Source organism: Pseudomonas sp. FSL R10-2964 (assembly GCF_009600035.1).
Lineage (GTDB): Bacteria > Pseudomonadota > Gammaproteobacteria > Pseudomonadales > Pseudomonadaceae > Aquipseudomonas > Aquipseudomonas bubulae.
Genome location: NZ_WIWH01000019.1, coordinates 14,910 through 41,677, shown reverse-complemented (window position 1 = coordinate 41,677; position 26,768 = coordinate 14,910). Strand labels below are relative to the sequence as shown.

General features: G+C 56.3%; 31 protein-coding genes and 1 pseudogene. 14 read left to right on the top strand and 18 right to left on the bottom strand.

The features are described from left to right. Nucleotides 1–12: 12 nt before the first annotated feature. From GHN92_RS12625 to GHN92_RS12620, 4 genes and pseudogenes are all read right to left on the bottom strand, one after another. Entirely contained in the window at nucleotides 13–1,599 is a 1,587-nt protein-coding gene (locus tag GHN92_RS12625; RefSeq protein WP_153380299.1) for an ABC-F family ATPase, read from the bottom strand. A 20-nt stretch (nucleotides 1,600–1,619) separates the two neighbouring features. After that, a pseudogene (locus GHN92_RS24165) lies at nucleotides 1,620–1,838 on the bottom strand (hypothetical protein); the annotation flags it as partial. Nucleotides 1,839–2,308: 470 nt separating this feature from the next. Further along, entirely contained in the window at nucleotides 2,309–2,476 is a 168-nt protein-coding gene (locus GHN92_RS23860) for a hypothetical protein (RefSeq protein WP_169916325.1), read from the bottom strand. A gap of 178 nt (nucleotides 2,477–2,654) precedes the next feature. After that, nucleotides 2,655–3,626, bottom strand: a complete 972-nt coding sequence (locus tag GHN92_RS12620) for a LysR family transcriptional regulator (protein ID WP_095000162.1) — start codon at nucleotides 3,624–3,626, stop codon at nucleotides 2,655–2,657. A gap of 126 nt (nucleotides 3,627–3,752) precedes the next feature. On the opposite strand from GHN92_RS12620, the gene GHN92_RS12615 reads away from it, so the two are divergent. From GHN92_RS12615 to GHN92_RS12590, 6 genes are all read left to right on the top strand, one after another. After that, entirely contained in the window at nucleotides 3,753–4,028 is a 276-nt protein-coding gene (locus GHN92_RS12615; protein ID WP_095000163.1) for a DUF2798 domain-containing protein, read from the top strand. A gap of 142 nt (nucleotides 4,029–4,170) precedes the next feature. Then, the gene (locus GHN92_RS12610) at nucleotides 4,171–5,211 is read left to right on the top strand and encodes a zinc-dependent alcohol dehydrogenase family protein (RefSeq protein WP_095000164.1); all 1,041 of its coding nucleotides are present in this window, start codon (nucleotides 4,171–4,173) and stop codon (nucleotides 5,209–5,211) included. 78 nt (nucleotides 5,212–5,289) lie between these two features. Next, on the top strand, nucleotides 5,290–5,604 hold the full coding sequence (gene hdeA, locus GHN92_RS12605; RefSeq protein ID WP_095000165.1) for an acid-activated periplasmic chaperone HdeA: 315 nt from the start codon (nucleotides 5,290–5,292) through the stop codon (nucleotides 5,602–5,604). A 246-nt stretch (nucleotides 5,605–5,850) separates the two neighbouring features. Continuing rightward, on the top strand, nucleotides 5,851–6,309 hold the full coding sequence (locus GHN92_RS12600; protein ID WP_232527584.1) for a hypothetical protein: 459 nt from the start codon (nucleotides 5,851–5,853) through the stop codon (nucleotides 6,307–6,309). A gap of 81 nt (nucleotides 6,310–6,390) precedes the next feature. Further along, nucleotides 6,391–6,717: a hypothetical protein gene (locus GHN92_RS12595; RefSeq protein WP_153380297.1), complete on the top strand. Its 327-nt coding sequence runs from the start codon at nucleotides 6,391–6,393 to the stop codon at nucleotides 6,715–6,717. 69 nt (nucleotides 6,718–6,786) lie between these two features. Then, complete coding sequence (locus GHN92_RS12590) at nucleotides 6,787–7,884, top strand: PQQ-dependent sugar dehydrogenase (protein ID WP_372239746.1); 1,098 nt, start codon at nucleotides 6,787–6,789, stop codon at nucleotides 7,882–7,884. A gap of 114 nt (nucleotides 7,885–7,998) precedes the next feature. On the opposite strand, the gene eco is transcribed toward GHN92_RS12590, so the two are convergent. After that, the gene (eco, locus tag GHN92_RS12585; protein ID WP_095000169.1) at nucleotides 7,999–8,481 is read right to left on the bottom strand and encodes a serine protease inhibitor ecotin; all 483 of its coding nucleotides are present in this window, start codon (nucleotides 8,479–8,481) and stop codon (nucleotides 7,999–8,001) included. Between the two features lie 197 nt (nucleotides 8,482–8,678). Between eco and pgm the strand changes: the two genes are divergently transcribed. Then, the gene (gene pgm / locus GHN92_RS12580) at nucleotides 8,679–10,319 is read left to right on the top strand and encodes a phosphoglucomutase (alpha-D-glucose-1,6-bisphosphate-dependent) (protein WP_153380293.1); all 1,641 of its coding nucleotides are present in this window, start codon (nucleotides 8,679–8,681) and stop codon (nucleotides 10,317–10,319) included. 61 nt (nucleotides 10,320–10,380) lie between these two features. On the opposite strand, the gene GHN92_RS12575 is transcribed toward pgm, so the two are convergent. The 4 genes from GHN92_RS12575 to GHN92_RS12560 form a co-directional block, all read right to left on the bottom strand. Then, nucleotides 10,381–12,252 carry a DUF3857 domain-containing transglutaminase family protein gene (locus tag GHN92_RS12575; RefSeq protein WP_153380291.1) on the bottom strand — a complete coding sequence of 624 codons (1,872 nt, stop codon included), beginning with the start codon at nucleotides 12,250–12,252 and terminating at the stop codon, nucleotides 10,381–10,383. Between the two features lie 173 nt (nucleotides 12,253–12,425). Further along, nucleotides 12,426–12,899: a YbaK/EbsC family protein gene (locus tag GHN92_RS12570; protein WP_095000172.1), complete on the bottom strand. Its 474-nt coding sequence runs from the start codon at nucleotides 12,897–12,899 to the stop codon at nucleotides 12,426–12,428. An 80-nt stretch (nucleotides 12,900–12,979) separates the two neighbouring features. After that, a complete protein-coding gene (locus GHN92_RS12565) occupies nucleotides 12,980–13,999 on the bottom strand; it encodes an NAD(P)-dependent alcohol dehydrogenase (RefSeq protein WP_153380289.1) in 1,020 nt (339 codons plus the stop codon). A 54-nt stretch (nucleotides 14,000–14,053) separates the two neighbouring features. Continuing rightward, nucleotides 14,054–14,350: a helix-turn-helix transcriptional regulator gene (locus GHN92_RS12560; protein ID WP_019822791.1), complete on the bottom strand. Its 297-nt coding sequence runs from the start codon at nucleotides 14,348–14,350 to the stop codon at nucleotides 14,054–14,056. Nucleotides 14,351–14,600: 250 nt separating this feature from the next. Between GHN92_RS12560 and hemB the strand changes: the two genes are divergently transcribed. Then, complete coding sequence (hemB, locus tag GHN92_RS12555; RefSeq protein WP_095000174.1) at nucleotides 14,601–15,575, top strand: porphobilinogen synthase; 975 nt, start codon at nucleotides 14,601–14,603, stop codon at nucleotides 15,573–15,575. An 88-nt stretch (nucleotides 15,576–15,663) separates the two neighbouring features. Next, nucleotides 15,664–16,440: a 5'/3'-nucleotidase SurE gene (surE, locus tag GHN92_RS12550; RefSeq protein ID WP_095000175.1), complete on the top strand. Its 777-nt coding sequence runs from the start codon at nucleotides 15,664–15,666 to the stop codon at nucleotides 16,438–16,440. Here surE and GHN92_RS12545 read toward each other — a convergent pair. Continuing rightward, complete coding sequence (locus GHN92_RS12545; RefSeq protein WP_095000176.1) at nucleotides 16,437–17,372, bottom strand: LysR family transcriptional regulator; 936 nt, start codon at nucleotides 17,370–17,372, stop codon at nucleotides 16,437–16,439. The genes surE and GHN92_RS12545 overlap by 4 nt on opposite strands. A gap of 349 nt (nucleotides 17,373–17,721) precedes the next feature. Here GHN92_RS12545 and GHN92_RS12540 point away from each other — a divergent pair, with 349 nt between their 5' ends. Next, on the top strand, nucleotides 17,722–19,020 hold the full coding sequence (locus GHN92_RS12540; protein WP_153380287.1) for a Wzz/FepE/Etk N-terminal domain-containing protein: 1,299 nt from the start codon (nucleotides 17,722–17,724) through the stop codon (nucleotides 19,018–19,020). On the opposite strand, the gene modC is transcribed toward GHN92_RS12540, so the two are convergent. From modC to GHN92_RS12515, 6 genes are all read right to left on the bottom strand, one after another. After that, nucleotides 18,995–20,083 (bottom strand): molybdenum ABC transporter ATP-binding protein, encoded by a 1,089-nt coding sequence (gene modC, locus GHN92_RS12535; protein ID WP_095000178.1) that lies wholly within the window; start codon nucleotides 20,081–20,083, stop codon nucleotides 18,995–18,997. The genes GHN92_RS12540 and modC overlap by 26 nt on opposite strands. Nucleotides 20,084–20,085: 2 nt before the next feature. Further along, entirely contained in the window at nucleotides 20,086–20,766 is a 681-nt protein-coding gene (gene modB / locus GHN92_RS12530; RefSeq protein ID WP_130871419.1) for a molybdate ABC transporter permease subunit, read from the bottom strand. After that, nucleotides 20,767–21,534, bottom strand: coding sequence for a molybdate ABC transporter substrate-binding protein (modA, locus tag GHN92_RS12525; protein ID WP_095019906.1), 768 nt, complete (start codon nucleotides 21,532–21,534; stop codon nucleotides 20,767–20,769). 124 nt (nucleotides 21,535–21,658) lie between these two features. Then, entirely contained in the window at nucleotides 21,659–22,309 is a 651-nt protein-coding gene (gene alkB, locus GHN92_RS12520; protein WP_095018547.1) for a DNA oxidative demethylase AlkB, read from the bottom strand. A 3-nt stretch (nucleotides 22,310–22,312) separates the two neighbouring features. Further along, nucleotides 22,313–22,480 (bottom strand): hypothetical protein, encoded by a 168-nt coding sequence (locus GHN92_RS23855; RefSeq protein ID WP_095000182.1) that lies wholly within the window; start codon nucleotides 22,478–22,480, stop codon nucleotides 22,313–22,315. 19 nt (nucleotides 22,481–22,499) lie between these two features. Further along, nucleotides 22,500–22,802 carry a DUF1883 domain-containing protein gene (locus tag GHN92_RS12515; RefSeq protein ID WP_048379727.1) on the bottom strand — a complete coding sequence of 101 codons (303 nt, stop codon included), beginning with the start codon at nucleotides 22,800–22,802 and terminating at the stop codon, nucleotides 22,500–22,502. A gap of 210 nt (nucleotides 22,803–23,012) precedes the next feature. Between GHN92_RS12515 and GHN92_RS12510 the strand changes: the two genes are divergently transcribed. The 3 genes from GHN92_RS12510 (at nucleotide 23,013) to GHN92_RS12500 (ending at nucleotide 25,119) form a co-directional block, all read left to right on the top strand. After that, nucleotides 23,013–23,366, top strand: coding sequence for a hypothetical protein (locus GHN92_RS12510; RefSeq protein ID WP_095000183.1), 354 nt, complete (start codon nucleotides 23,013–23,015; stop codon nucleotides 23,364–23,366). Between the two features lie 182 nt (nucleotides 23,367–23,548). After that, nucleotides 23,549–24,199, top strand: a complete 651-nt coding sequence (locus GHN92_RS12505) for a cytochrome c (RefSeq protein ID WP_153380285.1) — start codon at nucleotides 23,549–23,551, stop codon at nucleotides 24,197–24,199. Continuing rightward, nucleotides 24,196–25,119, top strand: coding sequence for a c-type cytochrome (locus GHN92_RS12500; protein WP_095000185.1), 924 nt, complete (start codon nucleotides 24,196–24,198; stop codon nucleotides 25,117–25,119). Before GHN92_RS12505 ends, GHN92_RS12500 begins: the two co-directional genes overlap by 4 nt. 40 nt (nucleotides 25,120–25,159) lie before the next feature. Here GHN92_RS12500 and GHN92_RS12495 read toward each other — a convergent pair whose 3' ends face one another. Together GHN92_RS12495 and GHN92_RS12490 are read right to left on the bottom strand one after the other, a co-directional pair. Then, entirely contained in the window at nucleotides 25,160–25,441 is a 282-nt protein-coding gene (locus GHN92_RS12495) for a hypothetical protein (RefSeq protein WP_095000186.1), read from the bottom strand. A gap of 31 nt (nucleotides 25,442–25,472) precedes the next feature. Continuing rightward, nucleotides 25,473–25,655, bottom strand: a complete 183-nt coding sequence (locus GHN92_RS12490; RefSeq protein WP_095000187.1) for a hypothetical protein — start codon at nucleotides 25,653–25,655, stop codon at nucleotides 25,473–25,475. A 225-nt stretch (nucleotides 25,656–25,880) separates the two neighbouring features. Here GHN92_RS12490 and galU point away from each other — a divergent pair, with 225 nt between their 5' ends. After that, nucleotides 25,881–26,720, top strand: a complete 840-nt coding sequence (gene galU, locus GHN92_RS12485; RefSeq protein ID WP_016780941.1) for a UTP--glucose-1-phosphate uridylyltransferase GalU — start codon at nucleotides 25,881–25,883, stop codon at nucleotides 26,718–26,720. Nucleotides 26,721–26,768 lie beyond the last annotated feature (48 nt).

The following is a 26,768-nucleotide window of genomic DNA, read 5'->3' as shown; positions in this document are numbered from 1 at the left end:
GCAGTGCCTGAATCAGAACGTAACGCCCTGGCTGCGCAGGTAGTCATCGTAGGTGCCGCTGAAGTCGATCACGCCGCTTGGGCTCAGCTCGATAATACGAGTGGCCAGGGAGGATACGAACTCACGGTCATGGCTGACGAATACCAGGGTGCCCGGGTAGTTCTCGAGTGCCAGGTTCAGCGCCTCGATGGATTCCATGTCCAAGTGGTTGGTCGGTTCGTCCATGACCAGCACGTTGGCCTTTTGCAGGATCAACTTGCCGAACAGCATGCGACCTTGCTCACCACCGGAAATAACCTTGACCGACTTGAGGATGTCATCGTTGGAAAACAGCATGCGGCCCAAAGTACCGCGCACCATTTGTTCGCCCTGGGTCCATTGGCCCATCCAGTCGAACAGGGTCATGTCGTCTTCGAAATCGTGAGCGTGATCCTGGGCGTAGTAGCCCAGTTCGGCGGCTTCAGTCCACTTCACCGTACCGGCATCCGGGGTCAGTTCGTTGACCAGGGTGCGCAGCAGGGTGGTTTTGCCAATACCGTTCGGGCCAATGATCGCAACGCGCTCGCCGGCTTCAACGGTGAAGCTGAAGTCCTTGAACAGAGTCTTGCCATCAAAGCCTTTGGCCATTTGCTCGACAATCACAGCCTGACGGTGCAGCTTCTTGTTCTGCTCGAAGCGAATGAACGGGCTGACACGGCTCGAAGGCTTGACCTCGGCCAGGGTGATCTTGTCGATTGCCTTGGCGCGGGAGCTGGCCTGCTTGGATTTCGAGGCGTTGGCCGAGAAGCGGCTGACGAACGCTTGCAGTTCGTTGATCTGCGCTTTCTTCTTGGCGTTTTCCGACAGCAGTTGCTCGCGCGACTGGGTCGCGACGGTCATGTACTCGTCATAGTTGCCCGGGAACAGACGCAACTCGCCGTAGTCCAGGTCAGCCATGTGGGTGCACACGCTGTTCAGGAAGTGACGGTCGTGGGAGATGATGATCATCAGGCTGTTGCGCTGGGTCAGAATGTTTTCCAGCCAGCGGATGGTGTTGATATCCAGGTGGTTGGTGGGTTCGTCGAGCAGCATTACTTCAGGATCGGAGAACAGTGCCTGAGCCAGCAATACGCGCAGTTTCCAGCCTGGCGACACTTCGCTCATCGGGCCGAAATGCTGCTCGATACCGATACCCAGGCCCAGCAACAGCTCGCCGGCACGGGATTCGGCGGTGTAACCGTCCATTTCAGCGAACTCGGTTTCGAGTTCGGCTACGGCCATGCCGTCTTCTTCAGTCATTTCCGGCAGCGAATAAATGCGATCGCGCTCGGCCTTGACCTTCCACAGCTCTTCGTGACCCATGATCACGGTATCGATCACGGTGAATTCTTCGTAGGCGAACTGGTCCTGGCGCAATTTACCCAGACGCACGTTCGGCTCCAGCATGACCTGGCCGCCGGACGGCTCAAGGTCATCACCGAGGATCTTCATGAAGGTGGACTTGCCGCAACCGTTGGCACCGATCAGGCCGTAGCGGTTACCGGCGCCAAATTTTACTGAAACGTTCTCGAATAGCGGCTTTGCGCCGAACTGCATCGTGATATTTGCTGTGGAGATCAATTACTTTACCTATCAATAGCTTAGAGTTCGCTGGTTTCAGCCGGTACCCATATGGGACCAATTTGGAGCTTTTCCAGCTCGCTCCAATCTGAGCTTGAGTCGAACCAATGCGCATACGTTGACAGCAACATTTGGACGCTATGGCCAAACTGCTGGGAAATGAAGGCGGGATTCAAACCGGACATTGAGCGTATTGTCTCATAGGTATGGCTACAGTTGTATGGCACCGGGCATCTGATTCAGTGTGTTTGCTGGCTGACTGCACAAAACCCTGGTTTGGTATGACAGGTACCTCTCTTTGAAGCGCAAGCGGCCCAAGGATTTCGCCTGGCCCGTGAGAAGCCTGCTTTTAATGGAGGCTATGAGAAGCCGTCAGCGGCAAATACGAATTTGCATAGGGTTTTTTTGCAGGCAAATCTGCCGGTATTTCCGCGTATGGCCTACAGGGTTGCCCTGTAGAAAGCCGATGTGAATGAGCGGCGCATCTTGCGAAAGGCCCATATTCAATCATGGTGGGCAGCGTCACTCATAGGGTGCTTTATGCACACCTTGGAACTGCAAGCCCCGGTAGTCGGGCGAAGTTCGTGCAGAGGTCAATCATTCAAAGAGACAATCAATGCCTTTGATTTGTAGGGGTGAACAATTTAAAAGCCATGCCCTGAATTGCAGTGTTAGTAAGCAATGCTGCAAGTTTATAAAGTGGGCAGCATCAGCGGCTGATGCGGATTTTTTTACGGGTGAGTTCACACATAAAGGTCCCCGTATCGCCGCGCAGTACGTACAAGGTCGCTCGGTAGAAGGCCGAAGGCCGCGTGCAGTGCAGGTCGCGCATCTTGCGATAAGCCCATTTCCAGCCGCGCTTAGTTACAGTACTCATCTTATTCATCCTTGAAAGATTTTATATTTTGAGTGTATCAGCACTTTTGGATAAATGGACTACTCCGTATGAGGGTGTTTTTCTGGCAAGGAATGTCGCCATGCTCAAGTTTTAGCTGCACTAAATTGTTTCGAATGTATTAAATTTAGATGGTCATCTAAACGAGTTTTGCACTTTTTTAGTGCGCAGCTGAAAGTGAGTGCAAGTTGGCGGTTGTTATTGGGGTAGTAGCACTAAGCCATCTCTTGTCCAGGTTCTCCGTCAAATAATCCATGAACGCTTTGACCTTGGCCGTCAGGGCAGAGCGATCCTGTACGCAGGCATAAATATCCAGTGGCTCGACGCAGGACTGGCTCGAGTCGTGACTGTGTTTGAGCAGTGCAATCAGCCGGCCTGAATCGACATGGGGGGCAGCCACGAACTCTGCCAGGCGGGCAATCCCGGCACCGTAAATGGCCATTTGGGTCAGTGCGTCGATATCGTCACTGATAGCCGTGAAGTTCAGCGCTACATAGTAATGCTCCCCCTCGCGGAAAAACCCCCAGCGCAACAAGCGCCCGTCAAGCGGATAGCGAAAGGCCAGGCAGGCATGCCTCTGAAGATCTTCAGGGCTGCGTGGGATACCGGCCCGCTCCAGATAGGCAGGGGAGGCGCACACCACAAAAGGTACTGAAGCGATCTTTCGCGCAACAATGCCTTCTTCCAGCTGCGGCTTGATCCGCAGGCTCAGGTCAATACCGTCCTGGATATGGTTTATTTTGCCGTCAGTGGTGCACAGTTCAAGGCGCAGGCGCGGGTGGCGTGCCGCAAAACCGGCAATCAAGGGAGCCAGTACATGGCGGCCGAACGCGGAGGTCGATGCAATGCACAAACGCCCTTGCAGTTCTGTCTCGCCAGCGCTGATGGCCATTTGTGCAGACTCAAGGTCTGCAGCGACGCGTCTGACTCTTGCGTAGTACAACGCACCGCTTTCTGTCAGCGCCATACTGCGCGTGGTGCGGTGCAGCAACCGAGCGCCAAGGTGCTCCTCCAGGCGGTTGATGGTCTGGCTGACGGCGGCGGCACTGAGCCCCAGATTTTTTGCCGCGCCCACGATGGACCCCGTTTCGACCACTTTAATAAAGCTGGCAATCGCCGCGAGCAGATTCATGAGGGGCTCTACAGGTTATTCGTAAGATTTTCTTTATAAAGTAAGTGTCCTAGAACGTCTAGTTGACCGTTTTTGATCTTGCTAAGGTGCGTCATCTCTTTATTACATGCTCAAAAAAGGCCTTTTATGACCTCCAAAACATCCAGCGCCGTACTTTCGTCGAAGCGCATGAAGCTCTCCGCGCGGGCTACGCCTTATGTCTTTGCTTTCTACATGTCGACGATCATGGCCTTTCTGATGTCCTTGGTAATCACCGCAGCCAACTCCGGCATTGAGGAAGATTACCTGAGCAATGCGCTTCATGCTTATCAGCTGGCAATGCCGGTTGCGTTCCTGTGCATCCTGGTGGTGCGGCCCATTGTAGTGAAACTGGTGTCATTTACCGTGCACCCGCACCGTTAGTCCGAAAACCCTTTTTGTGACCTGTGGCAAGGGCACAGCAGAAAAAGGCTGCTTAACTGCATCAGTGATTTTGGCGGCTGCCAGACAGGGGGACCTGAGTGGCAGCCACGGATGATTTTTGATCAGGTAAAGGAAGGCCATCATGAAAGCGCTCACCTACCAGGGGCCCGGCGAAAAAGCCTGGGCCGAGATCCCCGATCCGGTCATCGACAAGCCGACCGATGCCATTGTGCGCATCCTGCACACCACCATTTGTGGCACCGATCTGCACATTCTCAAAGGCGATGTTCCCGAAGTGACCCGCGGCACGGTTTTGGGGCATGAAGGTGTGGGGGTGGTTGAAGCGGTCGGCTCGGCCGTGCGCAATTTCAAGCCCGGCGATCATGTATTGATATCCTGCATCACCTCGTGTGGCAGCTGCGCCAATTGTCGACGTCAGATGTATTCCCACTGTGCGGATGGAGGCTGGATTCTGGGGCACTTGATTAACGGAACCCAGGCCGAAAAAGTACGCATTCCCCACGCAGATAACAGTCTGTACCCAGTTCCCGCCGGGGCTGATGAAGAAGCTCTGGTGATGCTCAGTGACATCTTGCCCACCGGTTTTGAAATTGGCGTGCTCGCGGGCAAGGTCAAGCCCGGCGACAGTGTAGTGATCGTGGGGGCAGGGCCGGTTGGTATGGCAGCGTTGTTGACCGCGCAATTTTACTCGCCGGCCCAATTGATCATGGTGGATGGTGATACAAACCGGCTTGAGGTCGCCAAGCGTTTTGGGGCCACGGATATCATCGATATCAATACGCAAAACGCGGTTGAACGTATTTTTGAGCTGACCCATGGCGTCGGGGTGGATGTTGCGATTGAAGCGGTGGGTATTCCTGCCTCGTTTGACACCTGCCAATCAGTGATAGCCCCGGGCGGCAGCATCGCCAACGTGGGCGTACATGGCAAAAGTGTCGAGTTGCACCTTGAAAAATTGTGGATCCAGAACGTCACAATTTCAACCGGGCTGGTCAATACCAATACCACCCCTCTGCTCCTGAAAACCGTGCAGTCCGGAAAAATCGATGCGGGCAAGCTGATTACGCACCGCTTTGCGCTCACAGACATCCTCCAGGCTTACGAGGTGTTCGGGAACGCAGCCAAGGAGAAGGCAATGAAGGTGATTCTGTCGCAACAATAGACAGATACACCATCCACTACTATGTTGTTTGCGGCAGAACTAATGTTACTTAATCGTTGATAATAGGGATATTGGCATATGAAAAAGCACATTTTGTTAGTTGGCGTTGTGGGTTTGGCGGCACTTTCCACACTTGCACAAGCTGAAACCAAACAACCCGTCGCAAAATGGACGTGCGCGGATTTCCTGGCCGTGGATGAGAGCTTCCAGCCGACCGCCGTTGGCCTGGGCGAAGCCATCAACAAACAGGGCAAAGTTGAAGATGCGGTGCTGGATGTAGACGGTATCGCCAAAATCACTCCTTTGGTGGTGACGGCCTGCAAGGAAACCCCTAAAGAATCCTTCGTCTCCAAGCTCAAGGCTGAGTGGGCAAAAGTCAAAAAAGACGTTTAACCCAAACCCGGCCTGTACTTCACGCGAGTACAGGCCTCTGCGGTGCAATCCTGGCCCGTATGCGGCCAATAACCTCCTCGCCGTTGTGAATTTCCTGCGCTGTAACCCCTCTACATAAAGACAGGCCTGCCTTACTGGTCAAAAGGGCGTAGTAGACTAGGCTTTTTTTATCTCTATCTGTCGGGGAACCCTATGTTAATCAAGTCATTAGCTGAGCTTGACCGTATTCGTGACGAGTGCCGTTCCATGGTCACCAAGCGCTCGGCCGTCTCGGCAGGTGCGGCTGCGATCCCCATCCCGGGGCTTGATATCGGTACGGATGTCGCGTTGCTGGTTGAAATGCTGCCGGCCATCAACAGCAAGTTCGGCCTTACCCCACATCAGATCGAACAGATGGACTCACGTTCCAAGCGTCTGATCGTGGTGGCTGTCAGTGGTATTGGCAGTGAAGTGATCGGCAAATTCATCAGCCGTACGCTGGTCATGTCCCTGGTCCGCAAGATGGGCACCAAAGTGGCGACCAAATCCGTGGTTCGCTTTGTCCCTTTTGTGGGGCAGGCCGTGGCGGCAACCATCAGTTTTGGTGTGATGAAACTGGTGGGCAATGGCCATATCGAAGATTGTTATCAGGTTTGCCGCGAGGCATTGCTGGCGCAAGCCAGAGACTCGACGGTGATTGTGATCGGCCCTGAAACCGATAGCTGACACGTTTTGTACACCTTGCAATCGAACCTGTTACGCGCAGGGCCCTCAAAGGTTCAAGGTCGATCAAAAACGGAGGGCGTGATGAACACGTTCAGAACCAGTTTTGCATTCCTGCTGCTGGGGGGTGTACTCGCCACCCAGCTACAGGCGCAACCCCTTTCAGAACCTTTGCCGGCTCAGTATCAGCAGCTGGCGCAAAACACCCCGATCACCAACACCCCGCCTGTTAACAACCCCATCCGCCGTATCAACCCCAACAGCCGTCAGGGCACCGGTGCTTCCGTGCCGGGGGCAAGTGGCCAGGGTATTGATAACGGCAAAATAGGCAATGGTTACCCGCGTAACCCGCCAGTGCCACCGACAATCAAGCCGACCGCACCCTCATTGCAGCCGCGGGACAAACCTTAAACGAACAAGGAATAGTTGATGTTGAGAAAAACCCTGCTGGCCACAATGTGTGCCACTTCGCTGCTCGGTATGGCGTTCACGGCCCATGCCGATGGGCAGAATACGTTTGTTTCCGAGTCCGGGGCCGTTACCGTCACGCCGGTGGTCGAAGGGCTCGATCATCCCTGGGCACTGGCCTTTTTGCCCGACAGGCAAGGCATGCTGATTACCGAGCGGGCGGGCAATCTGCGAGTTTTGAGCCCTGACGGTAAATTGTCCGCACCGCTTTCAGGTGTGCCGCAAGTGTGGGCCAAGGGGCAGGGTGGCCTGCTCGATGTGGTGTTGTCGCCCAGCTTCGGTGAAGACCGGTTGGTGTATCTGTCGTACGCCGAAGGTGGTGCAGACGGCAAGGCCGGTACCACGGTGGGGCGTGGGCGCTTGTCGGATGATTTGACCCGATTGAGCAACTTTGAAGTGATCTTTCGCCAGCAGCCGAAGCTCTCTACCGGTAACCACTTCGGCTCACGGCTGGTGTTCGATCGCGATGGCTACTTGTTTATCGCCCTTGGGGAAAACAACCAGCGTCCGACCTCACAGGATCTGGACAAGCTGCAAGGCAAGATTGCGCGCATTTACCCTGACGGGCGTGTGCCCAAGGACAACCCTTTCACAGGGCAGCAGGGGGTAAGGCCGGAAATCTGGTCATACGGCCATCGCAATCAGCAAGGCGCGGCGCTGAATCCCTGGACCGGGACCCTGTGGACCCACGAACACGGGCCAAAGGGGGGCGACGAAATCAACCTGATCGAGCGCGGTAAAAACTACGGTTGGCCGCTGGCAACCCACGGGATTGACTACTCTTCCAAGCCGATTCCGGAAGCTCAGGGCAAAATCGTCGAAGGCACTGTGGTTCCGCACCACATATGGGAAAAATCCCCGGGTATCAGCGGCATGGCTTTTTATGATTCAGATCGCTTCAAACCCTGGCAGCACAGTCTGTTTATTGGCGCCCTGGCAGACAAGGACCTGATACGCCTGCAACTGAGCGGTGACAAGGTGGTGCATGAAGAGCGCATGCTCGGCGATCTCAATGCCCGTATCCGCGATGTGCGCCAAGGCCCTGATGGCTATTTATATGTATTGACCGATGAGGATGACGGCATGCTGTATCGCGTGGGGTTGCAATAACACTCATCAATGTGGGAGCGGGCTTGCCCGCGATGGCATCAACGCGGTCTGACCGTTCAGCCGCGTCGTCTGCATCGCAGGCAAGCCAGCTCTCACAATGAAAAATAAAAGCGCTTACTCGCTCACAGCCTGCTTGATCTGCTTGGAGGCCGACCAGATACGGTAGCGCACTTCAATATCCTTGGGCACATACACCACGATCGGCAGTTTGCTGTTGTAACGCAGCATAAAGCCTTCACCGACCACCGGCACAAACTCGGGATGCGCCTTGCCTTCAGGGCAAGCCATCATTGTGCTCATGGGCCCGCTGACCTTGTTCAGGCGATACATCGGGTAGCCCCAACCCTTGAGGGTTTTTTCTTCCAGCTTACCGCCAAGACGCTGCTGGTTGCAGTCAACCTGCAGGGTCTTGCCCGCGATGATCTGTACCTTGTAGTCGTCTTCATTCTTTTGCTTGGGCAAATGAATGACCTGACGGCTAAAGCCTGCTTCGGCTTTTGGATAGGGAGCGACATCTTCCAGTTTGGCGGCGTTGGCCACGCTGCACAGCGTACTCAAAGACAGTAATACGGCTGCGCTGATCACCAGTGATTTCATGGTGCTTTCCTTATTTCAGAGCTAAAAATATACCTACAGTTGAATTAAACAACCTGCCCGGGATCAACTTCAGACAACTAACAGTCGATTAAAGTGCCCGTTCGGCCACCGGGTACGGATAGATTACTTCGCACCAGGGTCGAACAGCCAGTAAACTGCTTTTTTTCCTGCGAATCATTAATTTACCGAGGTTTTGCATGACACTCAGTCCTCTTGCGGGCAAGCCGGCCCCGGCTCAGTTGCTGGTCGATATTCCGCGACTGGTGACCGCTTATTACACCGGTCAACCCGATGCAGCCATCACGACCCAGCGTGTCGCCTTTGGTACTTCAGGGCACCGCGGCAGTTCATTTGAACTGAGCTTCAATGAGTGGCATGTACTTGCTATCAGCCAGGCCATTTGCCTGTATCGTCAAATGAAGGGAATCAACGGGCCGCTGTTTGTCGGTATCGACACCCATGCGCTGTCTACCCCTGCCGGCGCCAGTGCTCTGGAAGTATTTGCCGCCAATGGCGTCGAAACCATGATAGCCGCTGACGACGAATACACCCCGACGCCAGCGATTTCCCACGCAATCATTTGCTACAACCGTGGCCGCACCAGCGGGCTGGCTGATGGCGTGGTGATTACGCCTTCACACAACCCGCCAGAAAGCGGCGGTTTCAAGTACAACCCGCCCAATGGCGGCCCGGCTGATACCGATGTCACCAAGTGGATTGAAGCCAAGGCCAATGAACTGCTCGCGGCCCTGCTGGCCGGGGTCAAGCGCATAAGCTACGAGCAGGCCCTTAAAGCCAGCACTACCCATCGTCATGATTACTTGAATACCTATGTTGCCGATCTGAAAAACGTGATCGACATGGACATCCTGCGCGGCGCCAATCTGCGCCTGGGCGTAGATCCGCTGGGTGGCGCAGGTGTGCGCTACTGGTCGGCGATCGGCGAACACTACGGCCTTGATCTGGACGTGGTGAACACCTCGGTCGACCCGACGTTCCGCTTTATGTGCGTGGACTGGGATGGCCGGATCCGCATGGACCCGTCTTCCAGCTACGCCATGCAGGGCCTGATCGGCCTGAAAGAACGCTTCGACGTGGCGTTTGCCTGTGATCCGGATCACGACCGTCACGGCATTGTTACGCCATCGGGCGGTCTTTTGGCCCCGAACAACTACCTGGCTGTGTCCATCGACTACCTGTTCCGCAACCGGCCGCAATGGCGCGCCGATGCCGCCGTGGGCAAAACCGTGGTTAGCAGCGGCCTGATTGACCGGGTAGCCGCGCGTCTGGATCGTCGCCTGTATGAAGTGCCGGTAGGCTTCAAGTGGTTTGCCGATGGTCTGTTTGAAGGCTCGCTGGGGTTTGGCGGCGAAGAAAGCGCCGGCGCCTCGTTCCTGCGTCTGGACGGCAGCGTCTGGTCGACCGACAAGGACGGCCTGATTCCGTCGTTGCTGGCTGCTGAAATGACGGCGCGTACCGGTCGCGACCCTTCTCAGCTGTACCAGAAAATGACCGAAGAGCTGGGCCAGCCGTTCTCCACCCGTGTCGATGCCAAGGCCACCCCGCAGCAAAAAGCGCTGTTGGGCAAGCTGTCGCCCGGGCAGGTCAAGTCGACCACGCTGGCAGGTGAGCCGATCACTCAAATCCTCAGCCATGCACCGGGCAACAATCAGGCCATCGGCGGGCTCAAGGTCATGACTGAAAACGGCTGGTTTGCTGCACGCCCTTCGGGCACTGAAGATATCTACAAGATCTACGCCGAGAGCTTTATCGGCGACGAGCACCTCAGCCGTCTGGTTGAGGAAGCGCAGGTACTGGTCGATACCGCCATCGCCTAAGCCAATAAAAAGCCCGACCCCGCAATGGGGTCGGGCTTTTTTGTGGCTCAGCGCAAAGCACTCAGCTGCGGGTGACCAGTTGCACCACTTGCTGCATGTTTTCGTTGCAGGCACGGGCTTGCTGGAGCATTGCTTCGAATGGCGCGCTCATGATTTCGTCATGGCTCAACCAGCTGTGCTTTTGCGTCATGGAGTACAGGTAACGGTACTCCTCTTTGCTGCGCTTGCTGCTCAGCTCCATATCAAACCACGGCGAGTTCACCTTGCAGGTCTTGATCTCCTTGCCAACCTCGGCCCCTGACAGGGTGATGTCGTAGGTGACTGTCTCCGGATCGGCCATGTACAAATCCGCCAGCTGACCGGTGCGGCGATAGTTCATCAGGCTGTCCCAGCGCTCGCTCGCAAAGGCGGGTTTGTATACCTGCTGCCCGGAGAGGTTTTCCAGTGGCCGAAGGTTGGTCAGCGTGGCCTGCACCTTGTATCGCTCGGGTACGACAAAGCCGGTTTTCTCGCGACTGATCTTGCAGTCGCCGATTTCCTTGCCGAAATGGTTGCACAGGTTCAGGTCGGTGGCACTGACCCCGGAGTCTGTGTCGGCGTAGCTGAGCTGCATCAGCGTCATTTGCCCCATCTGTACTTCAGCCGTGGTGCGGGCCTGGCCATCACGATTGAAGTGTTCGAACTTCTTCACGCCCATGCTCAGGCTCGGCTGTTCTTCCGGAATATGGTCCTGGTACACCTTGCCTTCGGCATCGATGACCAGTGCCCAGCGATTCTGGATATCGGGCATGCTGCGCCCCGGCATAAACACCGGGTTGGTAGGGTCCAGCCACCAGACCTGGCCGTTGACTTGAGCCTTGACGATGGCGTGATTGGCTGCGCCTGTGCCAGGCAGCAACAGGCCAAGCGGGTTGCTGCCACGGCTGACCCAGGCGGTTTGCGCGGTTATGTCGCTGGCCTTCAACATGGCAGTCAGCAATACGGACAGGTCTTTGCAATCGCCGTAACCGCGCTCTTCGATCTCCTTTAAGGTAAAGGGTACATAGCCACGATCTGTGGCGCGCCAGTCACCCATATAACGGTATTGCTCGTGGATGTACTGCATCACGCCTGACACTCGCCCGGCGGCAGGCAAACCCTTGAGGCCCGAAACAACCTTGGCGGCGCCCGCAGGCAGGCTGGCGCCGAGGATTTGCTGATACCGCGCGGCGAGGTTGCCGAAGTGATCCTGCACCTGGCTGGAACTGGCGATTTCAACCCGTGGCATCTGGCGGATATAGGCGTTGCCGGCTTCGTTGATGTAGTTCACGAAGCGCGGTTTTTGCTGCTCGATCACCAGGGTCTTGTTGTCGGAAGAGGGGTTGAAGGTAAAGTCCTCCATCAACTCACTGCGCCAGACCATCGGCTGCTCAGCGGTGAACGTGCTTTTGAAGGCATCCGAGCGCACGGGGGCAGGGCCGAACATCATCGGGTAGTGGAAGTGCTCCATCAGCGGTTTCGCCACCGTATGCTCACGCACGGTGTACATGATACGGGTGCCGATGCGCAGGTTGGGGAAAGCGATCGATGTTTGCCGCGCTCGCTGAAAACCCTGGTCGGGGTTGGGGGCCATGCGCGTATCGATTTGCGAGGGGGCCAGCGCGACCGGTTTGCCACCGGGTTGTGTCGACTGGGCGTCAATGATCTCCAGCCGATCCGTTTCGGGGAAGCTGAAGTCGATGCGCGACAGCATCTCGCGGCCATTGTTGGTCAGGATGGTATAGCGGTACGTGGTAGTGCAGTCGGTGCTGGTGTCTTTGTTGAAATGGCAGTTTTTTGCTGTTTCGCCAGCCAGAGCAGCCTCTGACGCCGGTTGCAATGCCGCGTAAGACGGCAGGCTGACGATCCCCAGTGTTGCGCAAATCAATGATTTGCTGAAAGTAAAGCGGTGCATGAGCGCCTCAGGTCGTTCCCTTGAAACAGCACCCTGCGACGTTTTAGTTATGTTGATAGACGGTTGCAGGATGCTGCGCGAACAGCGGATGATAATCGATCGCAACTGTATTTTCTACATTGTCAGACAATCAACCTCGCGCAGATGCCCGTTCCAGAGCCTTTTCCTGGAATTCAGGCGGCAGGTAGGGGCTGACACACATCGACCCATTGCGCGTTAACCAGATCCGCCATGCGTGTCGGGCAAATTTTCACCGCCGTATGCGTGGCCCCGGCTGCAGGCATGACTTCGCTAAAGCTTTGCAGGGAAATATCGCAGTACACGGCAAGATCGGTGGCCAAGCCGAATGGGCAAACACCCCCCACCGGATGGCTGGTCAAGGCAACGACGGTTTCGGCATCGAGCATTTTGGCTTTGCTGCCCAGGGCATCCTTGATTTTTTTGTTATCGATACGTGCATCGCCGCGGGCCACCAGCAGAACGTTGCGTTCGCCGACGCGAAAGGCCAGGGTTTTGGCGATTTGACCAGGTTCCACCCCATGGGCCTCGGCCGCCAGAGCGACCGTCGCGGTGCTGGTGGCCAATTCGATGATGTGCAGGTCAGGGGCGTTGGCGTGAAAAAATGCGCGTACGGATTCAAGGCTCATCAGACTCGGCTCTCTGGGCAAAAGCCTGAATCTAGAGAAGCCGATGACGCACTGTCAATGCGCCATCGGCGATGTCGCGGTTAGATGTCCAGAATGATCTTGCCGAAATGCTGGTTGGTTTCCTGGTACTTGAAAGCCTCGACAATGTCCGTCAGGGGGAAGTGGCGATCTATTACAGGGCGCATGCCGTTGGCATTGATGGCGCGAATCATGTCTTGCTGCTGGCTGCGGCTACCGACCAGCACGCCTTGCAGGCGGGCTTGCTTGACCAGCATCGGGACAAAGTTCATTGCGCCGCTAACGCCGCTAACGCCGCTGAGGATGCCGATGATCGAGATATGCCCGCCCACACGGATGGCAATCATCGACTGTTCAAGTGTCGCAGGGCCGCCGACTTCAATAATGTGGTCAACACCGCGCCCGCCGGTGAGGGCCAGGGCGGTTTCACCCCAGTGGGTGTCCTTGCGGTAGTTGATCACGTGGTCTGCGCCCAGCGCTTTGAGGCGCTCCAGTTTTTCATCGCTGGAGGAGGTGGCAATGACCGTTGCACCGGCCATCTTGGCGAACTGCAGGGCGAAAATCGAAACACCGCCGGTGCCTTGCACCAATACCGTGTCGCCCGGCTTGAGCGAATCGTCGGCCATCAATGCGCGCCATGCGGTCAGGCCGGCTGTAGTCAGGGTTGACGCTTCGGCATGGCTCCAGCGGGTGGGTGCCAGGGTGAAGGACGTGGCTTTGGCGGTTACCTGCTCGCGGGCATAACCGTCGATGCCATCACCGGGTACGGTAACAAAACCTTCCACCAGAGGGGTGCCGTCGATCCAGTCCGGGAAGAAGGTGCTGACCACCGAATCTCCCACCTTGAATTCGCTGACATCGGCGCCAACGGCAATTACTTCGCCAGCGCCATCGGCCATGGGGATGCGATTTTCGCTCGGACCCCACATGCCGCTTACGACAGCAAAATCATGGTAGTTCAGTGAGTTGGCGTGCAAACGTACAGTGATTTCGCCGTTCCCGGGGGCGCGCGCTTCACTGCTGCCAACCACTACATTGTCATAACCGCCGCCAGGTTGGACGAAAATTGCTTTGGTGCTCATGGGGCTTCCTCATATTTTTACATTGCGCGAAATAACGAAATGTATAATTAAAAATTACAACTCGATTTTCAGCCTAGCCGCAAAGTCATCGATCGCCTGTTCATTGCGTCGGTAGTAGGTCCACTTGCCGATGCGGGTGGTCAGGACGAAGCCGGCGCGCTGCAAGATAGCCAAATGCGCCGAAGCAGTAGAGGGCGACAATCCGGCCTTGTGCTGCAGATGGGTCACGCACACGCCGATGGCAGGATCACCGTGATCCTGAGGCGGGAAATTGCTGAGCGGGTCTTTGAGCCACTCCATCATTTGCATGCGAGTGTCATTGCCCAGGGCTTTGAGCTGTTCGAGTATCATGGTCGGCAATGTTACGCTTTTTAACGAAATGTTCAAGCATATGACCGATTGCCCTGGCCTGTGCGCGGGCTCGCTCGCGATACAGGCAATGAGGTGTAGCTGTCAGCCCCGGCATTTCCCACAAGAAACACCCCGCGACCACCGGCCGCAGGCCGGGCGGATGTTTTGCAATTGCAGGATCAATCCTGTATTTGTTGCGCCATTGAGCCAAGGCTCGTCTGTTTTTTGAATCTGCCCATCAGGAACCATGATGCCTAACCAGTTCCCCGCTGTACGTCCGCGCCGCCTGCGCCGCTCCCAGACCCTTCGCGACATGTTTCAGGAAACCGAATTCAGCCTGAATGATCTGGTGCTGCCGATTTTTGTCGAAGAAGAGATCGACGATTTTGTGCCGATCACCAGCATGCCCGGTGTGATGCGTATTCCCGAGTCAAAACTGGCCGGTGAAATCGAGCGTTACGCCCGTGCGGGTATCAAGTCGGTGATGCTGTTCGGTGTGTCCCATCATCTGGACGCAACCGGCAGCGATGCCATGCGTGAAGATGGCCTGGTGTCGCGCATGGTGCGTATCAGCAAGGATGCCGCGCCGGACATGGTGGTGATGAGCGACACCTGCTTTTGTGAATACACCTCCCACGGCCATTGCGGCGTGATGCATGACCACGGCGTCGACAATGACGCGACCCTGATCAACCTGGGCAAGCAGGCAGTTGCCGCCGCAGCGGCCGGTGCCGACTTTATCTCGCCATCAGCGGCCATGGACGGCCAGGTGCAGGCCATCCGCAGCGCCCTGGACGGTGCAGGGTTTACCGACACCTCGATCATGGCGTACTCCACCAAGTTTGCCTCGGCCCTCTATGGCCCGTTCCGTGAAGCTGGGGGCAGCGCGCTCAAGGGCGACCGCAAGTCTTATCAGATGAACCCGATGAATCGCCGTGAAGCAATCCGTGAGTCATTGCTGGACGAGCAGGAAGGCGCAGATGTGCTGATGGTCAAGCCTGCCGGTGCCTATCTGGACATTATTCGCGATATCCGCCAGGCCTCGCATCTGCCATTGGCGGCTTACCAGGTGAGCGGCGAATACGCGATGATCAAGTTTGGCGCCCAGGCCGGGGCCATCGACGAGGCCCGCGTCGTTCGCGAGAGCCTTGGGTCGATCAAGCGTGCCGGTGCCGACATGATCCTGACTTATTTCGCGATGGATCTGGCCCTGCAGGGAATTTAAGGGATAGTTGCAAGCTGCAAGCTGCAAGCATCAAGCTAGTTTTATCTGATAGCTTGCAGCTGCTTCATCCCACACAAGGAGCCCCCTCATGCCAGACGCTCGACTCGAACGAATCTTGATCACCAACGACGACGGGATCGACGCACCAGGCCTTGCAGTGCTGGAAGCGGTGGCCCGTGAGTTGGCGGACGAAGTGTGGGTCGTGGCGCCTGACCATGACCAGAGCGGTATATCCACGGCAATCAGTATTCACCACCCCTTGCGCGTCACAAAACGTGGCGAGCGGCGTTTTTCGGTTTCAGGAACACCGGCAGACTGTGTCGCGATGGCCTTGCAGCAGTTGTTGGATAAACCCCCGCAGCTGTTGCTCTCCGGCATCAACAAAGGTGCCAACCTTGGGGTTGAAACCCTGTTTTCAGGAACCGTGGGTGCTGCCATGACGGGCTTGTTGATGGGCGTTCCATCCATCGCCTTGAGCCAGTACTTTACCCGCCGCAGCTCGGTACGCTGGGAAACGGCCCGTGCACTGGCTCCTGGTGTTATCCGGCAACTATTGGGCAAGGGCTGGGAGCAGTCGGCGTGCCTGAACATCAACTTCCCTGACGTGCCTGCCGATGAGGCCGGCCCGATCCAGATCACCCGCCAGGGCGCCGGTCGCATGGACGGGGTGGAAGCCATCGAGCGTACCGACTTTCGCGAAGCCAAGTATTACTGGCTCAGCATCACTCGCCACCAGCACCCGGAAGCGCTGGATACCGAAACCCGCGTGGTCACCCAGGGTGGTATTTCAGTGACACCACTGGAGTTTGATCGCACCGCCATCGCCTTGCGCGAGCATCTGCGCACGGCGGTTCAAGTCGTCTAAGCCCAATGCGCCGGGTCATCGACGATGGCCTGGTGTCTTTCAAGCACTTTGGGTATCTCTTCTTTCAAAAACTCGACCCAGGTCTTGACCTTGGCATCCAGAAATCGCCGGGAAGGGTAGAGTGCATAGATGTTTTTTTCATGCAGCCGATAATGCGGCAGCAGGCGCACCAGTGAGCCGCGCTGGTAAGAACCCACCGCCACATAATCAGGCAGCAGGCAGATTCCAAGCCCGGCCTCGGCGGCCTTCGCCATGGCCTCGGCCACGTTGACCTGAAATACGTTACCAGGGCGGATGACTTGCTCGCCCTCATCATCACGAAAGGTCCAGCTGTCGGTAAACAATGGGTCAACCAGATGCAGGCAGCGGTGTTGGTGCAGATCCTCAGGAACCTTCGGGATGTTCCGACCCTCGAGGTAGGAAGGCGCAGCACTGATGACACTGAAGATGCTGCCCAGCGGTTGGCCGATCAATTCCGAGTCCGGCAGGTGGGCCGACAGGGTAATCACCAGATCATGGCCCTCCTCAAGCAGATCGGGCTGGCGTTGTGACAGTGTGAGATCGACATGGACTTGCGGATACAGCTCCGTGTAACGGGCTACCAGCGGTGCCAGTAGCTGGATCCCCAGGCCTGTAGTTGATTGCACACGCAAATGGCCACGGGGGATCAAGTGCGCCCCCGCTGCTTCAGCATTTGCATCTTCAATCTCGCCCAGTATCAACCGGCAGCGTTCCAGGTAACGCGCACCCACTTCGGTCAAGGCCAGGCGCCGTGTGCTGCGCTGCAGCAACCGTGCTTGCAGCGAGGACTCAAGCTCTGACAGCAACCGTGAGGTTTGCGCCGTTGAATAACCCAGAGCCTGCGCCGCAGCGGTAAAGCTGCCGGTTTCGACTACGCGGACAAACACCCGCATCGCCTGAAAAATATCCATTCTGATTATTACCCCACACGTAAGCGTGCTTTCTTGTGGCGGCAATAATTACACAGTCCAGGAAGCTGTGCCGTTCTGGCGTGGAGATTCGATGAAAACGGCACAGACACATTGTTATTTTGCCTTTATTTTTTGTGAGGCAATTCTCATTAGAAACTAGGGTGCATCCTATTTTTAATAAAGATGTTGGATATCATTTTCTAATTACTTGCTTTTGTTGTTCTATGTGCTTGATTTATAAAGATGCGAATTTTTCTAGGAATTGCCTGTCAAACACATTGCGTCATCATGTGATCGATACGCCCTCAGTAGCCAGCTTGACTAAGCTTTATTTACAAGGTGCATTCATTTGACTATTCATCAGTACCCACAAGGACGTAAAGTCGACGCTGAGATCGATTTTTTTGACTTGATCCATTCTTTTTGGCGACAAAAAAAACTGATTGGCGGCACCGTAGTCATTGCCGGATTGATGGCACTTGGCTATGTGTCGTTTGCGCAACAGGTCTATCAAACCAGCAGCCTGCTGCGCCCTGCAGCTATCAATGAGCTTGATGCCCTTAACCGCTCCCAGGTTTATACCCTGCCTGCTGCTGATGCCTTGCTTAAAGTTGGCCTGGCACTTGAGTCTTATGAAAACCGGTTGAGTTTTTTTCGCGACCACCAGGACTTGTTCAAACCTTTGGTACAACCTGGCAGAAGTCTGGAGCAAAGCTTCGAAGTGTTTAACCGGGATGCATTCAATCTGGTTCAGCCTGCGCCCAATAAGGCCAGTTCAGATAATCCTTATCTCAAGCTGGAGCTAACATACCCGGCCTCCCTTGATGGGGTTGCGATTCTCAATGGTTTTGTTGACTACGCGATCACCAAGCAGCGCGAGCAAATCAGTGCCGACCTCAAGGTTATTATTGGTAACCGGCTCAGAGAGCTGGACGCCCAGATAAATGCCGCACGCTCAAGCTATACATCTGATAAAGAAGAAAAAATTGCCACATTCCTTGAAACTGACAGCCTGCAAAAGGCGCAGTTGGAGGATGAGCTGAAGGCCTTGCGCCTGCAGCTGAAAATCGAGCGGGAAGCGCGCATACAGCAGCTTGACGAAGCTATCGCCATTGCCAAATCCCTGGGTATTACCCGTCCGACCACACCGTCGGCGATGGCTGATGCGGCGCAGGGCTCATCGGTCAGGCTGGTGCGCACCGAAATCACTTCGCAAAGTATCCCCTTGTACTTTATGGGGTCCCAGGCCTTGGAGGCCGAGCGTGCAGCCTTGCTCAAGCGAACCACGGACGATTTTACCGATAACCGTATCTCGCAGATCCGCAAAAAGATTCAATTGCTTGAGGTCAATCGCCAGGTCGAAATGCTTGGTAAACGCTCAAATGAGGATGTATTCCTCAATGACATCGAGCCCTTGCGTGCCGAAGCCGTGCGCCTTGGCCGCCTGAATACGGATATGAGCCAGCTTGGGTTGGTCAGTATTGATCGCAAGGCACAGATGCCGACTGATCCGATCAAGCCGAAAAAGGCCCTGATAGTCGCTCTGGCACTGGTTCTGGGCCTGTTGGCGGGGCTGACGATTGCGACCGTGCGCTTCCTGCTCCAGCGGCGCAAGCAAGGCATCAGGCCAGAACAGCCACCGATTTGATCTGCGCCCATAGTAATTGCCCGGGGTGCAGGCCCAATTGGTCCCGGGAGTAACGGGTTATCCGGGCGAGCAGGGGAGTGCCGTCGGCATCCAGGCGTATCAGCACATGAGCCTGGTTGTCGGCGGCCGTTTCGCTGACCACCCTTGCATGCAAGCTATTAAGGATGCTGCTGTGCTCCGACGGGGCCAGGGTCAGGCTGATATCCCGGGCTTGCACTTTGACGCGCAACGGCTGGCCGATGGCCATTGAGGCATGGGCAACCCTCAGCTGCTGGGCGCTGCCGGGCAGGTGCAGAGTCAACAGCTGGTAGTTTAGGTTGTAATCGCTGACCCGGCCCTCAATCACCACTGCGGCATCATTCCCGCGCGCCAGTGGCAGGTCGAGCCTGGCAAGGGTTTCACTGACAGGGCCGCTGGCCAGTACCTTACCCTCGCTGAGCAACACAATATGATCGGCCAGGCGCGCAACTTCGTCCAGAGAATGACTGACGTAGAGCACGGGGATATCCAGTTCGGCGTGCAGGCGCTCAAGGTAGGGCAGTATTTCGCCTTTGCGCTGGTTGTCCAGTGCGGCCAGGGGCTCGTCCATCAACAGCAGTTGCGGGCTGGTGAGCAAGGCCCGGGCGATACCGACCCGCTGGCGTTCGCCGCCGGACAAGTTGTGCGGCGCCCGTGTCAACAGGTGGGTGATGCCCAGTAGTTCGGTGGCATGGGCAAGATCCACTCGACGTTCCTGATGGGCAATGCGCTTGAGGCCGAATTCAAGATTGGCCCGCACCGACAGGTGGGGGAACAGGCTCGCTTCTTGAAAGATATAGCCCAGCGCCCGCTGGTGCACCGGTACGAAGTGATTGCGCTGGCTGTCTTGCCAGATGTGATCATTGACCTGTACATAGGCCTGGCTGGCCCGTTCGAGACCGGCGATACAGCGCAGACAGGTGGTCTTGCCCGAGCCGGAGTGACCGTAGAGGGCGGTGACCCCCTTGCCCGGCAGTTGCAGGTCCAGGTCGAGAGCAAAACCGGGGTAGCGGTGCTGCAACCGAAGGTTGATCTGCGACGTCATCTTCAGCTCCAGCTGGTTTGGGATTTGCGGCTTGAATACAACGCCAGCAGCACCAGAAAGGAAAACACCACCATTGCTCCCGCCAACCAGTGTGCCTGAGCATATTCCAGCGCTTCGACATGGTCGTAGATCTGCACCGACACCACACGGGTTTTTTCCGGGATATTGCCGCCGATCATCAGTACCACGCCAAACTCACCGACCGTATGGGCAAACCCTAAAATAGAGGCCGTTATAAAGCCGGGTCGGGCCAGAGGTACAATGACGCTGAAGAAGGTATCCCACGGGTTGGCCCGCAGAGTCGCGGCGACTTCAAGCGGTCTGGGGCCAATGGCCGTAAATGCATTCTGCAAAGGCTGCACGACAAAGGGCATGGAGTAGATCACCGAACCGATCACCAGCCCGGCGAAACTGAAAGTCAGTGTGCCCAGACCCAGGTACTGGGTGAGCTGGCCAACATAACCATTGGGCCCCATCGCCAGCAGCAGATAGAAACCTATGACAGTGGGCGGTAAAACCAGTGGCAGGGCCACAATCGCCCCGATGGGGCCGCGCAACCGCGAGCGGGTGTGCGCTAACCACAGGGCGATGGGAGTGCCGACCAGCAACAAAATGAGGGTGGTCAGCGACGCCAGTTGCAGAGTCAGCCAGATGGCTGCGAAGTCAGCACTCGTGAGCGGCATTTACAGGTGGTAACCATAGGATTTGATAATGGCGGTGGCCTTAGGACCTTTAAGGTAGTCGGCAAGGGCCTTGGCAGCAGGGTTGTTTTCGCCTTTTTTGAGGATAACGGCATCTTGCCGGATCGGGTCGTGCATCGCCTCGGGCACAATCCAGGCCGAGCCGTCGCTGACTTTGCCGTTTTTGTAGATCTGCGACAGGGCGACAAAGCCCAGCTCGGCATTGCCCGTGGAAACGAACTGGTAGGCCTGGGTAATGTTCTGGCCTTCAACGATCTTGTTCTTGACCTTGTCAGTCAGGTCCAGTTTGGCCAGCACTTGCGTTGCTGCCAGGCCGTAGGGCGCGGCTTTGGGGTTGGCGATCGACAGATGCGTGTACTGATTGGCCAGCAGCGCTTTGTCGGTGCCGTCGATATAACCCTCTTTGGCTGACCACAGCGCCAGGGTGCCAATGGCGTAGGTGAAGCGTGAACCGGGAACGGTATCGCCTTCTTTTTCAAGTCTCTCGGGGGTGGTGTCATCTGCGGCCAGAAACACTTCGAATGGTGCACCGTTCTTGATCTGGGTATAGAACTGGCCTGTTGCGCCATAGGCCGCTATCAACTTGTGCCCGGTGTCTTTTTCAAAGTCGCTGGCAATGGCCTGGATTGGCGCCGTGAAGTTGGCTGCCACGGCAACCTGCACTTCATCGGCCTGGACCGAAGTGAATGCGGTACATCCGATCAGAACAGCCAGCGCGGCAGGGATAAAGGGGCGGGCACGAACATTCATGGCAAAACTCCGTTTTTATTAGGCCGTGTCAGGCGTTGGCAAGATATCCGCTATATAGAAATATTTACAGCGCTTTGTCAGCGTGCGTGCGAGGAAAGGGGGAAGTGAAGCAGGTAACTGCGGTTCAGCCTGCCTGACGCAGGGTGATATTGATCCGCTGTTCGCCCAACAGTGAGTGATGCCCGGGCTTGATGGGCATTACTCCGTGATACCGCAGGCGGTCAACGCCGCCCCAGACCATGATGTCGCCGTGAAACAATGCTATTCGTTGAGTCGGGTCACTTCGTTCGAAACCGCCAAACTGAAAAATCGCCGGCAGCCCCAGAGAAATGGAAACAATCGGTGCGGTATGGCAGCGCTCGTTTTTATCCTGATGCAGCGACATTTTTGCGCCTGGCGCATAGGCATTGATCAAGCAGGAATCAGGGACAAAACCGCTAAAGCCTGCGCTGCTGGCCGCCGCTGCAGCCAGCGCCAGGAAGACGCCGGGCATGGCTGGCCAGGGTCGGGCACTTAGCGGATCGAGCGGACTGTAATGGTAACCATCGCGGTCAGTGGTCCAGCCCAGAGCACCGCAACTGCTCAGTCGGGCGGACATGGTGTAGCCACCGGGCGTCTGCATCTGGCGCAAGGGTGCCTGCAGCAGAACGCTATCAAGGGCTGCCAGCAGCTCCTTGGCCTTGGGCAAGGCAAACCCGCGAAGCGCAAACGCCTGGTCGCTGATACGCTCGACACGGGCGGGCTGCTGCAGGTCCTGCTCGGCAAACAAGTCCACGGCTTAAAGTGCCTTGCTTGCCTTGATGTCGGTAATTACTTCGTCAGCATCGCCATGGATCTTTTCAAGTGCTGCGCGAGCTTCTTGTTCCGATCCCGACTGGAGCTGGGCAAACTCGAAACGACGCTCGCCGTTGAGCTTGTACTTGATCACGTACTTGGTGGTTTGCACGGTAATTCCTGCTTTGGGTTTAGCGAAGTTTGGAGCTTGAGCGACGCACGATTTTAATGGTCGGCTTGAAGCTTGGCTTGCGGGTTACGCTGATGGCACGGCTGGTCACGGTATCGATGGTGATGTTCCAGAAACCGGTGCTCGGCGCGGTGATGCGGGCCGGGAAGTCCTTGAAGGCGCCGCCATGGTAGGAGTGGCGGCCACCATTTTTAAAACTGCGGAAGTGCGCATCGCTCATCAGGCGGATGTTGCAAGGCTGGGAGCACTCAATGACGACGATGTCGTCTTCGTTGAGGTGCTCGCGCTGGTGAATAAATTTCATGGTGTCTCCAAAAACGTGAATCTGCTGAATAATCAGCACGATAGCATGTGCTTCAGCCCTATCAGGGGGGCTAAAGCCGAGTATTATGCCGTGATGCGGGTGAGTTTGACGTAAAACGTGGATAATCCGCCACTATTGAGTATTTATTCACTATGGCCCGGGAGAAATTCCGCATATCCATTGTCGTAGTGTCTTTAACGGAGAATGTCTATGAAGTGGGGCGTATTAGCGGCGTTGCTGGCCTTGGGTGGCTGTGCATCCGTTACCGATATTGAGCAGACGCTGCCCACCATGAGTGTGATTTCGGGCAAGAAGCCCGACGCCTATGCTCAATGTGTGGTGCAACAACTGTCCAGCACACGCAGGGCACCTCAGATTGAACCGCATAAAGACGGTTTTCGGATTATCGTCCCGCAAAAGCTGACCTCCAATCCAACGGCGGTCATTGATATTGAAGAGCGCTCCGGCGGCAGCAGTATCAAGGTGTACGAAAGCATGTCCAATGTACCGGTGCGCCCGGGCGATATTCGCAAAGCCGCCACTCACTGTATTTCTGGTGACTGACGCCTTATCTCAGTCAACCGGCGGCAAGACCCCAACCTGACGTTTGCCTTGCGAACGTCAGGTTTTTTTTGTCCTGCTTTACCATTGGATCCGAAGCAGTGTTGTGACCAGGTAAGAATTCTCCTAGGATCTGTAGGCTTATATTTTATAGGCCTAAGCATATAACAATAATGGAGCTGGTCATGATTCCACTCAAGCGAACGCTATTGAGCAGCCTCATGCTGCTCGCCGTGAGCAATACCCAGGCACAACCGACCCCCAACATCTACCTGCAGGGCGGTGCCCAACCGGGTGCCACGGCCTGCGTGGCGTGCCACGGTGCGGATGGCATGGGGCTGGCACCTGCCGGGTTTCCGCGATTAGCCGGTCTTTCTGCCGATTACCTGAGCAAGCAACTGCACGACTTTCAAAGTGGCAAACGGGTCAGCCCGGTGATGCAACCTCTGGCCAAGGCCCTGAGCGACCAGGAAATTGCCGCAGTCACCGCCAGCATTGCAGCAATGCCGGCCCCTGCGGTGCCTGCCATCAACCTCAGCACCATGCCTTCAGGCCCTGGAGAAAAGTTGGCCTTGCGCGGCGCCTGGGAGCGTCAGATACCCGAGTGCGTCAGCTGTCATGGCCCGGGTGGGGTGGGGGTGGGAAGTGCCTTCCCGCCCCTGGCCAATCAACCGGCGCTGTACCTGACGGCGCAGCTCAATGCCTGGCGCGATGGCACCCGGCGCAACGATCCCAATGACCTGATGGGTCATATCGCCAAGGCCATGAGCGAAGACGAAATCAAGGCGGTTGCCGACTATTTCAGCACTGTAGGGCACAAGGAGGTCAAACCATGAAGCGTCTGATATCAACCTGTGCGGCATCCTTCCTCCTTGGCAGCGCGGTCCATGCAGCGCCCATTGCGATGGAAGACCAGTCGCAGATCAAGGTGCCTGCACCTGCCGATAACATCACCTACTTTCAGCCGCCGCAACAAAGCGATTTGCCCGACAACGCCTACGGCAAAATGGTGATGGACGGCTATGCCCTGTTTGTTGACACCAAACGCCAGGCCCCGAAGTTTGTCGGCAATGGCCTTAACTGTACGAACTGCCATCTTGATCAGGGTCGTCTGGCCAACTCAGCCCCGCTGTGGGGGGCGTACCCCATGTACCCGGCGTACCGCAAGAAAAACGACAAGGTCAATACCTTTGCCGAACGCCTGCAGGGCTGCTTTCAGTTCAGCATGAATGGCGGTACGCCACCGGCTGCCGATAGCCGCGAGATCACGGCGCTCTCAACCTATGCCTATTGGTTGTCGACCAAGGCTCCTACGGGGGTTGAGTTGCCGGGACGAGGGTATCCCGATGTGCCCGAGCCCAAGGCTGGGTACAACCTGAGCCGTGGTGCTGCGCTGTACAAGGACCAATGTGCCGTCTGTCATGGTGACAACGGGCAGGGGCAAAAGGTGGGGGAGGACTATGTGATGCCGCCATTGTGGGGCAAGGATTCCTACAACTGGGGAGCCGGCATGCACCGGATCAATACCGCGGCATCGTTTATCAAGCACAACATGCCACTGGGCAAGGCCAACAGCTTGAGTGACGAGCAGGCCTGGGATGTGGCGGCGTACATCAACACCCACGAACGGCCACAGGACCCTCGACTGGTCGAAGGTTCAGTGGAAAAAACCCGGTTGAAGTTCCATGCCAATGACGGCGTCAACGTTTATGGGCAAACCGTGAATGGCGTTTTGGTCGGCCAGGGCACCCGGTAATTGCAGTTACCGCTAAAGTCATGCGCTTTAGCGGTATCCCTTACTTGCAGGCCACTACGACAGTGCGACTTTTAAAATTACCTACATCTGCGCCCAGGGTTTTCTCGCTTTGCGCAAGCGCAGGCGAACCATCCGTGGCAATGATGGTATAGCCAGTACCGGCACATGAGGCCTCGGCTTTCTCATAGCACTTGGCCCAGGACATGGCCTCGCCAGAACAGTCTATGCTCAACCCTTGTTTGCCATCGGCCAGGTAAGTGCTGGATGCCGTCGCGCACCCACCCAGAGTCACCAATGCGAGCAGTGTCAGAACTTTCTTCATCCGGGTAACCATCACATAAGTGGAGTTGCTGTTATTTTTTGCTGCGGCGGGCTGCTGGCTCAGGTTGGTCCTGAAATACCGAGGCGACTTCTGCTGCGGCCTGTTGCGAGCTGAATGGTCCGGCAACGTTTTCACCCGAGGCAGCAAACACGCACCATTGGCCCGATTCATCGGGTTTGATCTCATAACCGTTAACGCTGATTGTTGCTGACATCGAAAAGCTGCCTGATTGGCTGGATTAATGGCGTGATAATAGCGCAAGGGCATCACGGGTAGTGGTAAACACGATGGGCGCCAATCAAATTCAATCGCAAAGGAACTAACGGGCTAAATATTTATCTAGGTTGGCATCAGTTTGCTATCGAGAAGCATTGTAACGTCGATGCTGCCTGATTAGACTGCGCCAAATTTGGAACGTACAGCCCTTTAAAGGACTCATATGATCAAGAAATGCTTGTTCCCAGCAGCCGGTTACGGCACTCGCTTTTTGCCAGCGACCAAGGCCATGCCAAAAGAAATGCTGCCGGTGGTGAACAAGCCACTGATCCAGTACGGGGTTGAAGAAGCACTGGACGCTGGCTTGACTGAAATTTCCATCGTGACGGGCCGCGGCAAGCGCGCCCTGGAAGACCACTTTGACATCAGCTACGAGCTGGAAAACCAGATCAAGGGTACTGATAAAGAGAAGTACCTGGTCGGTATCCGCCGCCTGCTGAGCGAATGCTCGTTCTCGTACACCCGTCAAACCGAAATGAAGGGCCTGGGCCACGCAATTCTGACTGGCCGCCCGCTGATCGGCGACGAACCCTTTGCCGTGGTTCTGGCAGACGACCTGTGCGTCAACCTGGAAGGCGACGGCGTCCTGACACAAATGGTCAAGCTGTACAATCAGTACCGCTGCACCATTATCGCGATCCAGGAAGTTGATCCGGCAGAAACCAACAAGTACGGCGTGATCGCTGGCGACCTGATTGGTGACGACCTCTACCGCGTGCGCAACATGGTTGAAAAACCAGCTCCGGAAGATGCACCTTCCAACCTGGCCATCATCGGCCGTTACATCCTGACTCCGGATATCTTCGATCTGATCAAACAGACCGAACCGGGCAAAGGCGGTGAAATCCAGATCACCGACGCGCTGATGAAGCAGGCGCAAAACGGTTGCGTGATTGCTTACAAGTTCAAGGGCAAGCGCTTTGACTGCGGTGGCGCCGAAGGCTACATCGAAGCAACCAACTTCTGCTTTGAAAACTTCTACAAAACCGGCAAAGCTTACTGATAGCGGCCCGTTGTAGATCGCTTCAAGAGAAAGCCACCCTCGGGTGGC

Coding starts and splice junctions, on each gene's coding strand:
- GHN92_RS12495 (WP_095000186.1), bottom strand. CDS start 25,441: ATGAAGAAAGTTCTGACACTGCTCGCATTGGTGACTCTGGGTGGGTGC.
- GHN92_RS12570 (WP_095000172.1), bottom strand. CDS start 12,899: ATGAGCCTTGAATCCGTACGCGCATTTTTTCACGCCAACGCCCCTGAC.
- hemB (WP_095000174.1), top strand. CDS start 14,601: ATGCCTAACCAGTTCCCCGCTGTACGTCCGCGCCGCCTGCGCCGCTCC.
- modC (WP_095000178.1), bottom strand. CDS start 20,083: ATGACGTCGCAGATCAACCTTCGGTTGCAGCACCGCTACCCCGGTTTT.
- GHN92_RS12610 (WP_095000164.1), top strand. CDS start 4,171: ATGAAAGCGCTCACCTACCAGGGGCCCGGCGAAAAAGCCTGGGCCGAG.
- eco (WP_095000169.1), bottom strand. CDS start 8,481: ATGAAATCACTGGTGATCAGCGCAGCCGTATTACTGTCTTTGAGTACG.
- surE (WP_095000175.1), top strand. CDS start 15,664: ATGCCAGACGCTCGACTCGAACGAATCTTGATCACCAACGACGACGGG.
- GHN92_RS12560 (WP_019822791.1), bottom strand. CDS start 14,350: ATGATACTCGAACAGCTCAAAGCCCTGGGCAATGACACTCGCATGCAA.
- GHN92_RS12620 (WP_095000162.1), bottom strand. CDS start 3,626: ATGAATCTGCTCGCGGCGATTGCCAGCTTTATTAAAGTGGTCGAAACG.
- GHN92_RS12595 (WP_153380297.1), top strand. CDS start 6,391: ATGAACACGTTCAGAACCAGTTTTGCATTCCTGCTGCTGGGGGGTGTA.
- GHN92_RS12590 (WP_372239746.1), top strand. CDS start 6,787: ATGGCGTTCACGGCCCATGCCGATGGGCAGAATACGTTTGTTTCCGAG.
- GHN92_RS12575 (WP_153380291.1), bottom strand. CDS start 12,252: ATGCACCGCTTTACTTTCAGCAAATCATTGATTTGCGCAACACTGGGG.
- hdeA (WP_095000165.1), top strand. CDS start 5,290: ATGAAAAAGCACATTTTGTTAGTTGGCGTTGTGGGTTTGGCGGCACTT.
- GHN92_RS23860 (WP_169916325.1), bottom strand. CDS start 2,476: ATGAGTACTGTAACTAAGCGCGGCTGGAAATGGGCTTATCGCAAGATG.
- GHN92_RS12600 (WP_232527584.1), top strand. CDS start 5,851: ATGGTCACCAAGCGCTCGGCCGTCTCGGCAGGTGCGGCTGCGATCCCC.
- modA (WP_095019906.1), bottom strand. CDS start 21,534: ATGAATGTTCGTGCCCGCCCCTTTATCCCTGCCGCGCTGGCTGTTCTG.
- pgm (WP_153380293.1), top strand. CDS start 8,679: ATGACACTCAGTCCTCTTGCGGGCAAGCCGGCCCCGGCTCAGTTGCTG.
- GHN92_RS12565 (WP_153380289.1), bottom strand. CDS start 13,999: ATGAGCACCAAAGCAATTTTCGTCCAACCTGGCGGCGGTTATGACAAT.
- GHN92_RS12510 (WP_095000183.1), top strand. CDS start 23,013: ATGAAGTGGGGCGTATTAGCGGCGTTGCTGGCCTTGGGTGGCTGTGCA.
- galU (WP_016780941.1), top strand. CDS start 25,881: ATGATCAAGAAATGCTTGTTCCCAGCAGCCGGTTACGGCACTCGCTTT.
- GHN92_RS12515 (WP_048379727.1), bottom strand. CDS start 22,802: ATGAAATTTATTCACCAGCGCGAGCACCTCAACGAAGACGACATCGTC.
- GHN92_RS12545 (WP_095000176.1), bottom strand. CDS start 17,372: ATGGATATTTTTCAGGCGATGCGGGTGTTTGTCCGCGTAGTCGAAACC.
- GHN92_RS12490 (WP_095000187.1), bottom strand. CDS start 25,655: ATGTCAGCAACAATCAGCGTTAACGGTTATGAGATCAAACCCGATGAA.
- modB (WP_130871419.1), bottom strand. CDS start 20,766: ATGCCGCTCACGAGTGCTGACTTCGCAGCCATCTGGCTGACTCTGCAA.
- GHN92_RS12615 (WP_095000163.1), top strand. CDS start 3,753: ATGACCTCCAAAACATCCAGCGCCGTACTTTCGTCGAAGCGCATGAAG.
- GHN92_RS12505 (WP_153380285.1), top strand. CDS start 23,549: ATGATTCCACTCAAGCGAACGCTATTGAGCAGCCTCATGCTGCTCGCC.
- GHN92_RS12500 (WP_095000185.1), top strand. CDS start 24,196: ATGAAGCGTCTGATATCAACCTGTGCGGCATCCTTCCTCCTTGGCAGC.